15 protein-coding genes and 2 tRNA genes are annotated in these 9597 nt (G+C 72.5%); 7 read left to right on the top strand and 10 right to left on the bottom strand.

The features are described from left to right. The coding region (locus F563_RS0111845; RefSeq protein WP_019014890.1) for an IS5/IS1182 family transposase at positions 1-284 on the top strand (284 nt) is incomplete at its 5' end. Positions 285-455: 171 nt separating this feature from the next. Here the strand turns inward: F563_RS0111845 and F563_RS23980 are convergent. From F563_RS23980 to F563_RS22410, 7 genes are all read right to left on the bottom strand, one after another. After that, complete coding sequence (locus F563_RS23980; protein WP_019014889.1) at positions 456-872, bottom strand: PIN-like domain-containing protein; 417 nt, start codon at positions 870-872, stop codon at positions 456-458. Further along, the gene (locus F563_RS0111835) at positions 869-1573 is read right to left on the bottom strand and encodes a hypothetical protein (protein WP_019014888.1); all 705 of its coding nucleotides are present in this window, start codon (positions 1571-1573) and stop codon (positions 869-871) included. Before F563_RS0111835 ends, F563_RS23980 begins: the two co-directional genes overlap by 4 nt. A 97-nt stretch (positions 1574-1670) precedes the next feature. Then, positions 1671-1747: transfer RNA gene (locus F563_RS0111830), tRNA-Arg, on the bottom strand. A 119-nt stretch (positions 1748-1866) separates the two neighbouring features. Continuing rightward, positions 1867-2238: a hypothetical protein gene (locus F563_RS0111825; RefSeq protein WP_019014887.1), complete on the bottom strand. Its 372-nt coding sequence runs from the start codon at positions 2236-2238 to the stop codon at positions 1867-1869. A gap of 156 nt (positions 2239-2394) precedes the next feature. After that, entirely contained in the window at positions 2395-2703 is a 309-nt protein-coding gene (locus F563_RS0111820; protein WP_019014886.1) for an ETC complex I subunit, read from the bottom strand. A gap of 18 nt (positions 2704-2721) precedes the next feature. Beyond that, positions 2722-2798: transfer RNA gene (locus F563_RS0111815), tRNA-Pro, on the bottom strand. A 61-nt stretch (positions 2799-2859) separates the two neighbouring features. Then, positions 2860-3702 (bottom strand): phytoene/squalene synthase family protein, encoded by an 843-nt coding sequence (locus tag F563_RS22410; RefSeq protein WP_019014885.1) that lies wholly within the window; start codon positions 3700-3702, stop codon positions 2860-2862. 96 nt (positions 3703-3798) lie between these two features. Between F563_RS22410 and F563_RS0111805 the strand changes: the two genes are divergently transcribed. The 3 genes from F563_RS0111805 to F563_RS0111795 are packed head-to-tail and all read left to right on the top strand — an operon-like array spanning position 3799 to position 5600. Beyond that, positions 3799-4410, top strand: a complete 612-nt coding sequence (locus F563_RS0111805) for a superoxide dismutase (protein ID WP_019014884.1) — start codon at positions 3799-3801, stop codon at positions 4408-4410. A gap of 52 nt (positions 4411-4462) precedes the next feature. After that, positions 4463-5092, top strand: coding sequence for a hypothetical protein (locus F563_RS0111800; protein ID WP_156825156.1), 630 nt, complete (start codon positions 4463-4465; stop codon positions 5090-5092). 28 nt (positions 5093-5120) lie between these two features. After that, a complete protein-coding gene (locus tag F563_RS0111795) occupies positions 5121-5600 on the top strand; it encodes a copper chaperone PCu(A)C (protein ID WP_019014882.1) in 480 nt (159 codons plus the stop codon). Between the two features lie 14 nt (positions 5601-5614). Here the strand turns inward: F563_RS0111795 and F563_RS0111790 are convergent, their stop codons facing one another. Together F563_RS0111790 and yajC are read right to left on the bottom strand one after the other, a co-directional pair. Then, positions 5615-5965 (bottom strand): Mth938-like domain-containing protein, encoded by a 351-nt coding sequence (locus tag F563_RS0111790; protein WP_019014881.1) that lies wholly within the window; start codon positions 5963-5965, stop codon positions 5615-5617. Between the two features lie 4 nt (positions 5966-5969). Then, positions 5970-6464: a preprotein translocase subunit YajC gene (gene yajC / locus F563_RS24475; RefSeq protein WP_019014880.1), complete on the bottom strand. Its 495-nt coding sequence runs from the start codon at positions 6462-6464 to the stop codon at positions 5970-5972. A gap of 263 nt (positions 6465-6727) precedes the next feature. Here yajC and soxY point away from each other — a divergent pair, with 263 nt between their 5' ends. Genes soxY through soxB form a run of 3 tightly spaced genes read left to right on the top strand, consistent with a single transcriptional unit; the run spans position 6728 to position 9220 of the window. Beyond that, positions 6728-7189, top strand: a complete 462-nt coding sequence (gene soxY / locus F563_RS0111780) for a thiosulfate oxidation carrier protein SoxY (RefSeq protein WP_019014879.1) — start codon at positions 6728-6730, stop codon at positions 7187-7189. 14 nt (positions 7190-7203) lie between these two features. Beyond that, entirely contained in the window at positions 7204-7536 is a 333-nt protein-coding gene (gene soxZ / locus F563_RS0111775; RefSeq protein WP_019014878.1) for a thiosulfate oxidation carrier complex protein SoxZ, read from the top strand. 7 nt (positions 7537-7543) lie between these two features. Next, positions 7544-9220 (top strand): thiosulfohydrolase SoxB, encoded by a 1677-nt coding sequence (gene soxB / locus F563_RS0111770; RefSeq protein WP_019014877.1) that lies wholly within the window; start codon positions 7544-7546, stop codon positions 9218-9220. Positions 9221-9229: 9 nt separating this feature from the next. Here soxB and F563_RS22400 read toward each other — a convergent pair whose 3' ends face one another. Beyond that, a complete protein-coding gene (locus F563_RS22400) occupies positions 9230-9589 on the bottom strand; it encodes a YbbN family protein (RefSeq protein ID WP_019014876.1) in 360 nt (119 codons plus the stop codon). Between the last annotated feature and the right edge of the window lie 8 nt (positions 9590-9597).

The raw sequence follows: 9597 nt of genomic DNA, 5'->3' as shown, positions 1-9597 counted from the left end.
AGGCTGTTCCCAAAGGCGCCCTGGTCATCGCAGATCGCGCCTTCGATGCGGATCGCTTCCGACGTGCGATCGAAGCGCGCGGCGCGGTGCCGAACATCCCGCCGAAGGCGAACCGCCGCTGGAAGAGCTGCTTCAGCCCCGCGCTCTACCGCAGCCGGAACGCCATCGAGCGCATGTTCTGCCGGCTGAAGGACTTCAGGCGCGTCGCCACGCGATACGACCGTCTCGCCGAAACCTACCTCGCCGCAGTCCATATCGCCGCCATCGTGGCGTTCTGGTGGTGAGTCCGGACCCTAGCAGCCCCGGCTTACGGGACTGTTTCCGACGTCTGGTTGTGACGCGGCTTTGTGGGCGGAAATGAACCAACCAGGGCCCCCATCACCGCCGACGCGTTACGACCGGTTCTCTCTCACGACGAGATTCGGCCAACCAGTTCGCGATTTGGGAACAGCACCCTACCGCGGCGACCAGACGCGCTTCAACCTGCCGCCATGCCAGCGCAAAGGCACCGCTAGCCCGGTGCCCGTGCGCTCGGCCGTTGCCAGTTCGATGAAGCGCGGCAGCCACCGCAGCAACCGCCACGCCTGATCCTCCAGCGGTGCCCGCATCCAAGCCGGCAGCAGAAAGAACGTTGTCAGGCCCGACGCCCGCCAGACGGCGCGCTCGGCCGGATTGCGTATGATGCGCTCGTCGCCGGTGACGACCACCCAGCCGCCTTCCGCGGCAAGGTCTTTCATCCACTGGACGTCACCCGGGTCGCGGTCGGGATAGCGGTTGCGCGACCAGTCGCAGCCATGGCCGAGATGCACGAGAACCTCGGCAGCGATCCGCGCCAGCCGGGGCGACTGCGTACGGTCGAAGTAGAGCTTCACGCAGCAACACGCAGGCCCGCATCGAAGCGGAGCGCGGCCTCGACCGCCTCCACCGGAATCTCGAAGGCCGAGGCCACGCGCGCCGCATCGTTGTCGTTCGCCACATAGGCACGCGCGAGCACGCGCACCGGGATGCCGAAGGCATCAAGGATCGGCTCACCGAACGCGCGCGCCGGATCAACGACGACCTTGGCGTCGCGGCCGGCCGGCCAAAGACGTTCCGGCAGGCCATCCGAGCGGAAGTCGAGCACATCGAACAGCGACGGCTCGACGATCGCGTCGAACACGTACTGGTCGGTGCCGATCCGCATCAGGGCCTTGTCGCCGAGATTCCGGCCGATCTCGGCGAACACATCCCGGCCATCGGACCGAAGACGCCTGAGCACGAACGGATGCTCCGCCTTCCATGCGTGGCGGAACCACGCAGCGGTACGATCCACGTTGCGCCATGGCACGCCGCGCTGCCGCAGGCGCCGAGCGAGACGCACTTCGAGCAGGTCGAGGAAGCTCATCAGCAGCACTCCCTCGACGCGCTTCGCATGCGGACCGAGCCGCGGCGCAGTCGTCCTCCGCTCGCCCCGGTACTGGTAGGAATAGCCTTCGAGCCATCGCCGGGCCGTCGGCGCCGGCACGCCCACCAGCCGCGAGGCGTCAGCCGCGGTGAACAACGGAACGGTCAGGGCATCGTCGCGCAGGGCCATCTCCCGGGTCCACGGCTGCGGCCGGCCTGCGGCGCCGGCCAAGTCAGGGCAAGTCGAATCGCGTTCCTCAGCCGCTGGGACGAATGATAGCGGAATCTGGCGCGCCCTGAGGGATTCGAACCCCCGACCCGCAGCTTAGAAGGCTGCCGCTCTATCCAGCTGAGCTAAGGGCGCCCGGCGAGGGCCGTCTTATAGCAGGAGCGCGCCAAGACAGAACCGCGTTGCGCCCCCTCGCTCCCGCCCCTCGGGCGAGCCGCGACCGCGCGCAGCCGGCCGATGCGACCGACGGCGGATCAGCGCGCGCTCAGCGTATCCCGACAGATCAGCGTCACCGTCAGCGGGTTGGGTTGCAGGTCGTAGACCGCGCCGGTCCCGTAATCGATCAGCCCGCCCAGGATCACGCCGGCCCCCGCCAGCGCGGGAATCATGGAGGCGGTCTGCGGCGCGCAGCCCTCACGAGTGATGGTCATCGCCAGCGACTGGTTGCGCGGCACCGTGAGCGTGCAGGGAGAGGTGCAGGACATGCCGTTCGAGAGCTGAACCTGAGCGCCCACCGGGATGGTGTTGATCGACACCTGCTGTTCCGTGCCGCGGATCATCGTCGCGCAACCGGCGAGCACACCGAGAGCAACGGGCGTGACCAGGGCAACTGCGCTGCGACGCATCTCCTCCTCCGTTCTCCGACCACGTCGGCGAGGAGGCTAATGAGGAAACGCGTCAGTTTCGGACGCAAGGGGCAACGGGCTGACGCGTTTCTCTCCCCGGTCTCGACCTGAGCTGGAAACGCGCATTCGGCCTGGCCGAGCTCGGCGAGGATAGGCTCAATGCGTCCAGTTCTCCGCCCGCGTATAGGCGAAGTTGTCGGCATAGGCCTTCGGGCGGATCACCCGCTCCGCCGTCTCCTCCACCTCATACGGAATCCCGTGCTTCTCGGCATAGGCGATGGCCGCCTCCCTGGTGGGAAACCGCAGCCGCACCTGGGACGACAGCGTGTCGCCCGAGCCGATCCAGCCCATCAGCGGGTCGGCCACGCGCCGTTCGGCCGGCTCGTATTCCAGCACCCACTCGCGTGTCTTCGCCCAGCCCGACTGCATCGCCGTCTTCGGCGGCTTGTAGATTCGCGCCCGCATCGTCCCTCGTGCTCCACCTGGTCGGGGCGGCCGGATTCGAACCGACGACCTTCTGCGCCCAAGGCAGACGCGCTACCAGGCTGCGCTACGCCCCGCCAGTGGCGCGGACCCTAGTGATGCGCCCGCGCCGCGGCAAGCGGCCTCACACCCGGCCCCTCACACCCGCCCCGTCCATGCCATGCGCGCGACCGCCCATTGCGCGCCGAGACGCGGCCCCGCCACGCGCACATCGCCCGGATCGAACCCCGCCCCGCGCAGCCGGCGCAGCGTGCGCACGCCGAGCGCGGCCGGCAGCAGCGCGGGGCGCGCCGCGCGCGGCACCTCCGGCAGCAGCCCGCGCAGCGTCACCGCATGGCTCTCGGCCAGCTCCGCCAGCACGCGCGCCACGCGCCGCACCCCCTCCCCGGAAGGCGCGCGCGCGAGGTCCGCGAGCCGCACGCCCTCCGCCCGCAGCAGCGCGCGCGGCAGCAGGGTGCGCCCGCGCGCCGCCAGCACCGGGGAGGCGCGCAGGATGCCGGCGAGCCCGTACACCACCCCCGCATGCCGCGCGGCCGACACGGCGGCCGGCGCCTCCGCCCCCAGCACCGCGAGGCCGAGCCGCATCAGCCCGCCCGCACTCGCCGCGGCGTAGGTCTCCAGCGCGGACGGGTCGGGGATCCCCTCCTCCGCCAGCTCCGCCTCGCGCGCGGTGATCACGGCATCCAGCAGCGCCGGATCGAGCCCGCGCGACGCCACCAGCCGGCCGAGCGGCTCGGCCACCTCGTGGCGGCGGAACCGTCCGTGCGAGGCCTCCTCCACCACCTCGCGCCACCAGTGCAGCCGGATCAGGCCGAGCGCGGGTTCGGTCACGGCATCGCGCACGCCGGCGAGCGCCACGTTGAACGCGCCGAGCGTGAACAGCGCCTCGCGCGCGGCCTCGGGCGCGAACAGCGCGCACAGGAAGCGGTCTGGATCGTCGCGGCGCAGGATCGCGCCGCAGGGCGAAAGCGGGGGCGACATCGCGCGTCACGTGGCACGGCGCGGCCCGGTTGACGATCCCCCGCAACGGGACTTACCTGCCGCTGCCTTCACCCCCACTCAGCGGAGACAGACGCCATGGCCTTCACCCTGCCGTCGCTGCCCTATGCGCACGACGCCCTCGCCGCCTCGGGCATGTGCCAGGAGACGCTCGAGCTGCACCACGGCAAGCACCACCAGGCCTATGTCACGGCGCTGAACGGCTTCGTCGAGAAGGACGCCAACCTCCAGGGCAAGTCGCTCGAGGAGATCGTGAAGCTCTCCTACGGCAAGGCCGAGATGGCGGGCGTGTTCAACAATGCCGGGCAGCACTGGAACCACAATCTGTTCTGGCCCTGCATGAAGCCGAACGGCGGTGGTGCGCTGCCGGGCAGGCTGGAGGCGAAGATCGTCTCGGATTTCGGCTCGGTCGAGAAGTTCAAGGACGCGTTCAAGCAGGCCGGCGCGACGCAGTTCGGCTCGGGCTGGGCGTGGCTCGTGGTCGGCAAGGACGGCAAGCTCGCCTGCACCAAGACGCCGAACGGCTCCAACCCGCTGGCCGAGGGCCAGGGCACGGCGATCCTCGGCTGCGACGTGTGGGAGCACAGCTACTACCTCGACTTCCGCAACCGCCGGCCGGACTACCTGACCAACTTCCTCGAGAAGCTGGTGAACTGGGAGTATGTCGAGAGCCTGCTGGCGAAGGCCTGACCTGCGGCGGGGGCGGCTGGACGGCCGCCCCCGCGCCCCCCATCTGCGGGCCATGACCACAGATCGATCCTCGCCCCCGGGGCGGGTGGCGCGCGCCATCCCGTTCCTGATCGCCGGCTTCATGCTGACCCCGTTCCTCGTGTGGGGCCTGCTGTTCGCCGCCGGGCTGCGCGGCCCCAAGCAGGGCTTCGACGGGCCCGAGGCCGTGGTGCTGCTGCTCGCCTCGCTGCCGCTGGCGGGGCTGTTCTGGATCCGCAACCTGCGCGAGATGGGCGACGCGCTCGGCCAAGATTCCCGGCTCCGGCTCGCGCGCGTGCTGACGGCGGCGCTGCCGGCGGCCGTGCTGCTGATCGGCGGTGTCGGCCTCGTCTGGCTCGGTGGGCTCGATCGCCCGGCCTCCAGCCTGTGGCTGGTCGGGGCGGCGGTGGCCGCGGTCGCGGCGCTGGCGTGGCTCGCCGCCGGCCAGCGCGGCGAGACCGGCACGGCGCGGCGCGAGACGGCGCGGCGGCCCGGCGCGACCGACACCGGCACGCTGCTGTTCATCGCCAATGTCGCGATGGCGCTCACGCTGCTCGCCTGGTACTGGACGCCGGCGGTGCTGTTCTACGCCGCGCTGGCGCTGGTGCCGCTGGCGTTCCTCGCCATCATCGCGGTCGCGCACCAGGACGACAGCGCCGCCTGACGGCGCGGCAACCCGACGGAGACCAACCATGATCACCCGCCGTTCGGCCCTCGCCCTCGCGCTCGCCGCCATGGCGACGCCGGCCGCCGCGCATCACGACCATCGCATCGAGGTGGTCGACCCGTGGGCGCGCGCCGCGCTCGCCGGGCGGACGGCTGCCGCCTACATGACCCTGGTCAACCCGACCGACACGCCCGACCGGCTGGTCTCGGCCGCGAGCGCGGTCGCGCAGACGGTCGAGCTGCACGCCCACATCCATGAGGGCGGGGTGATGCGCATGCGCCCCGTGGCCGCGATCGAGGTGCATCCGGGCGAGCCCGCGGTGCTTCAGCCGGGGGGGTTGCACGTGATGCTGATCGGGCTCACGCGCGACCTCAAGCGCGGCGAGACCATCCGGCTGACGCTCACCTTCGAGAAGGCGGGCCAGGTCGAGGTCGAGGTGCCCGTGCTGGCCGCCGGCGCGCGCGGGCCGGAGGGCCATGGCGGCCACGGCCGCCACACGCACTGAGCTCACGCACGCAGCTACAGCGCGATCAGCGCCGCGGCGACGCGCCGCCCCTCGGCCGCGAGCTGGGGGAAGGTGCGGCAGGCGGCCGCCGTGTCCATCGCCTCGACCGCGACGCCGACCGCGCGCAGCGCCGCCACCAGCCCCGCGGGTGCCAGCGCGAAGCGCTGGCCGGTGCCGAGCACCAGCAGATCGAGCGCGTCCCCCGCCGCGATCACCGGCGCGAGGCTCTCGGCGCTCGCCTCCGCAAGCGACGCCGCCGCCCAGGGCAGCATCCGGTCCGGCAGCAGGAGCACCGAGCCCGCCACCGTCGCCCCGGAGATGCGGAACCCGCCCGGGCCGTAGCCCTGCAGCACGGGCGGCGTCATGGCCTCAGCCCTGGCGTGGCGGCGGCGCCTGGTCGTTCGCCGGGCCCGGTTCGGGACGCGGCTCGGCCTGGTCGGCCGGCGCGGTCTCGGCCTGCCCTTCCGCCGCGGCCTCGCCCTCCGGCCGGCCCTTGCGCCGCTTGCCCTGGCGCTGCTGCTGCTCCGCCTCCTCCGGCTTCGGCGCCTCGGTCGGCTCGCGCAGCACCGACTGGATGGTGCTCTTGAGCACGGTGACGCGAAGCTGCGGATTCTTCGAGATCTCGACGATCACCTCGTCGCTCTCGGGCGTCACCCGGATCACCGTGCCGAATACGCCCCCCCCCGTCACCACCCGGTCGCCGCGCTGGAGTGCGGCCAGCATCTCGCGATGCTCCTTGGCCTTGCGCTGCTGGGGCCGGATCAGGATGAAGTAGAAGACGATGAAGATCAGGATCAGCGGGGCCAGGCTCATCAGCCCGCCCGTGGGGTCGCCGGCCTGCGCGTAGGCGGGGGAAATCAGCATCGCTCGTTCATGCCCATGTCTCGGGAAGGCGCCGCTATAGCAGCGGGGCGGCGGGCTTCATACCCCGCGGCCGGGCACGAGGCGGGGGGTGGCCAATGGCCGGCGAACACACGTGCTGGTGAGCGGGGCGCGCGGCGACAGGATCGCACAAGGCTTGCGTCGTCCTTGCGTGATATGTTCAAGATCACGAATATGAACCTGCAGAACGGAGCCACGGCGGGAACGGTGCCGCCGTGACCGCCGGGAGAAACGAGGAGACGGGAATGCCGATCACGGCTCACATCGGCCGCCGCACGGCCCTGACCGCCGCCGGCGCGCTCGCCGCCGCCGCGGTGCTGCCGCCGGCCGCGCCGGCGGCGACGCGCACCCCCACCGAAGTCACGATCGCCAAGATCGTCGGCAACCGTGCCGTGAACCAGGGACGGATCGCGATCCGCCTGCCGGCGATCGCCGAGAACGGCAATGCCGTGCCGCTGACCGTCGCGGTCGAGAGCCCGATGACGGCGGCGGATCACGTCAAGACCGTGCACATCTTCGCCGACGCCAACCCCTTCGCCGAGGTGGCGTCATTCCACTTCACCCCGGCCTGCGGCCGCGCCGAGGCCTCGACGCGCATCCGGCTCGGCGAGACCCAGGACGTGATCGCGGTGGCCGAGATGAGCGACGGGTCGGTCTACCTCGCCCGCCAGGAGGTGAAGGTCACCATCGGCGGCTGCGGCGGCTGAGAGGGAGAACGGACATGGCAGCACCGATGGGCACGCCCCGCGCCCGCATCCCGACCGGGGTGAAGGCGGGCGACGTGATCGAGATCCGCACCCTGATCACGCATCCGATGGAAACGGGCCAGCGCCGCGATACCGCCGGCGCGACGATCCCGCGCGACATCATCCGCAGCTTCGTCGCCCGGTTCGAGGGCGCCGAGGTGTTCCGGATGGACCTGCACACCGCCGTCTCGGCCAATCCCTACATCGCCTTCCCGTTCCGCGCCGAGCGGTCGGGTCGGTTCGAGTTCGTCTGGACCAACGACGCGGGCGAGACCGCGCGGCTGACCGCGGAGCTGCGCGTCGGCTGAGGCGGCGGTGCTGGCGCGCCGCGACCTGCTGGCCGGCGCCGCCGCGCTCGCCGCGTCCGGATCGCTCGCCGCGGCCGCCGGGGAGCGGCTCTCCGAGGACGCGCTTCTGCGCTTCGCCCCGCTCGGGCAGGTGACGCTGCTGCACCTCTCCGATCTGCACGGCCAGCTCCTGCCCGCGCATCTGCGCGAGGCCGAGATCAACCGCGGCGTGGGCGGCGCGCGCGCCGAGCCGCCGTTCCTCACCGGCGCCGCGTTCCGTCGCTGGTTCGGCATCGCCGCCGGCACGCCGATGGCGCACGCGGTGAGCGCCGAGGACTTCGAGCGCCTCGCACGCAGCTACGGCCGCATGGGCGGGCTCGACCGGATCGCCACGCTGGTGGCGGCGATCCGCGCCGACCGCCCGGGCCGCACCCTGCTGCTCGACGGCGGCGACACCTGGCAGGGCGGCTGGCCGGCGCTCGCGAGCCGCGGCGCGGCGATCGTCGCGGCGATGGCGCCGCTCGCGCCCGAGGCGATGACCGGGCACTGGGAGTTCACCTACGGCGCCGAGCAGATGCGCGCGCTCATCGCCGCCGCCGAGGCGGCCGGCACGCGGTTCCTCGCCGGCAACGTGCAGGATCGCGAGTGGAACGACGACGTGTTCCCCGCACTCCACCTGTTCGAGCGCGGCGGTGTCGCCGTCGCCGTGATCGGCCAGGCCTTCCCCTACACGCCGATCGCCAATCCGGCACGCCTGATCCCCGACTGGACCATGGGGATCCAGGCCGAGAAGCTCGCCGAGCGCGTCGCCGAGGCGCGCGCCGCCGGCGCCGAGGTGGTGGTGCTGCTGAGCCACAACGGCGTGGCGCTGGATCGCGCGCTCGCCCGGCGCATCGAGGGGATCGACGTGATCCTCTCCGGCCACACCCACGACTGCACGCCCGCACCGCTGACGGTGGGACGCACCCTGCTCGTGGCCTCGGGCGCGCACGGCAAGTTCCTGACCCGGATCGATCTCGCGGTGGCGGGCGGCCGGGTGGTGGAGCACCGCCACGCCCTGATCCCGGTGTTCGCCGAGGCGATCCGGCCCGATGCCGCGACGGCGGCGGCGGTCGCGGCCGCGCGCGCGCCGCACGCGCCGCTGCTCGACACCGTGCTCGCCGAGACCGAAACGACGCTCTGGCGCCGCGGCACGCTGAACGGCACCTGGGACGACCTGATCTGCGCCGCCCTGATGGCCGAGACCGGGGCCGAGATCGCGCTCTCGCCGGGATTCCGCTGGGGCACGGCGCTGCCCGCGGCGAGCCCGATCACCATGGAGGCGGTGCTGGAGCAGACCGCCATCACCTATCCGAACGTCTGGCGCCGGAGCATGACCGGCGAGCAGATCAAGGCGCTGCTCGAGGACGTCGCCGACAACCTGTTCCACCCCGATCCGTTCTACCAGCAGGGCGGCGACATGGTGCGCGCGGGCGGGCTCGGCTTCGTGCTCGACCCGGATGCGCCCAAGGGGCGTCGGATCGACGCGCTCACCCTGCTGGCCAGCGGCGCCCCGCTGGAGGCCGGGCGCAGCTACGCGGTCGCGGGCTGGGCCGCGGTCGGCGAGGAGGTCGCCGGCCCGCCGGTGTGGGAGACGGTGGCGGCGCATCTGCGGCGGCTCGGCACGGTGCGGATCGCGCCGAACGCGGCGATCCGGCTCGCCTGAGGCCCGCCCTCAGCGGCCGGACCCGTCGAGCCGCGCAAACAGCGCCTCGGCCTGCTGCCAGAACAGCGTCTCGCCCTGATAGCCGACGATCCGGCCGACCTCGCGCCCGTCCGCGACCAGCACGAAGGTCGGCGTGACGCGCACCTCGCCGATCGCCGCGGGCAGAGGCTCGGCGCCGAGTTCGACGCGCCGCAGCGGGGCGCGCCGGCCGAGATCGCTCTTCGGCCAGATCGGGCCGATCGCGCGGTGCCAGGCGTGGCAGAACGGGCAGGCGCGATGCTCGACCATGACGAAGGCGAGCCCGGCCGCGCGCGCGGTGGCGCCCACGGCCGCACCGAACAGGCCGGCGAGGGCTGCCCGCCGCCGCATGGGGCGCG

It is taken from the genome of Elioraea tepidiphila DSM 17972 (assembly GCF_000378465.1).
GTDB lineage: Bacteria > Pseudomonadota > Alphaproteobacteria > Acetobacterales > Acetobacteraceae > Elioraea > Elioraea tepidiphila.
The sequence above is the reverse complement of the archived record's forward strand: the minus strand, read 5'-3'. Positions and strand labels throughout refer to the sequence as shown.

What these genes read in the sequence shown, in the direction of transcription:
- F563_RS0111820 (WP_019014886.1), bottom strand. Translation starts at nt 2,703, where the DNA reads ATGCGGGCGCGAATCTACAAGCCGCCGAAGACGGCGATGCAGTCGGGC.
- F563_RS0111800 (WP_156825156.1), top strand. Translation starts at nt 4,463, where the DNA reads ATGACCACAGATCGATCCTCGCCCCCGGGGCGGGTGGCGCGCGCCATC.
- F563_RS22410 (WP_019014885.1), bottom strand. Translation starts at nt 3,702, where the DNA reads ATGTCGCCCCCGCTTTCGCCCTGCGGCGCGATCCTGCGCCGCGACGAT.
- F563_RS0111790 (WP_019014881.1), bottom strand. Translation starts at nt 5,965, where the DNA reads ATGACGCCGCCCGTGCTGCAGGGCTACGGCCCGGGCGGGTTCCGCATC.
- soxY (WP_019014879.1), top strand. Translation starts at nt 6,728, where the DNA reads ATGCCGATCACGGCTCACATCGGCCGCCGCACGGCCCTGACCGCCGCC.
- F563_RS0111795 (WP_019014882.1), top strand. Translation starts at nt 5,121, where the DNA reads ATGATCACCCGCCGTTCGGCCCTCGCCCTCGCGCTCGCCGCCATGGCG.
- yajC (WP_019014880.1), bottom strand. Translation starts at nt 6,464, where the DNA reads ATGCTGATTTCCCCCGCCTACGCGCAGGCCGGCGACCCCACGGGCGGG.
- F563_RS0111835 (WP_019014888.1), bottom strand. Translation starts at nt 1,573, where the DNA reads ATGGCCCTGCGCGACGATGCCCTGACCGTTCCGTTGTTCACCGCGGCT.
- soxZ (WP_019014878.1), top strand. Translation starts at nt 7,204, where the DNA reads ATGGCAGCACCGATGGGCACGCCCCGCGCCCGCATCCCGACCGGGGTG.
- F563_RS22400 (WP_019014876.1), bottom strand. Translation starts at nt 9,589, where the DNA reads ATGCGGCGGCGGGCAGCCCTCGCCGGCCTGTTCGGTGCGGCCGTGGGC.
- F563_RS0111805 (WP_019014884.1), top strand. Translation starts at nt 3,799, where the DNA reads ATGGCCTTCACCCTGCCGTCGCTGCCCTATGCGCACGACGCCCTCGCC.
- F563_RS0111825 (WP_019014887.1), bottom strand. Translation starts at nt 2,238, where the DNA reads ATGCGTCGCAGCGCAGTTGCCCTGGTCACGCCCGTTGCTCTCGGTGTG.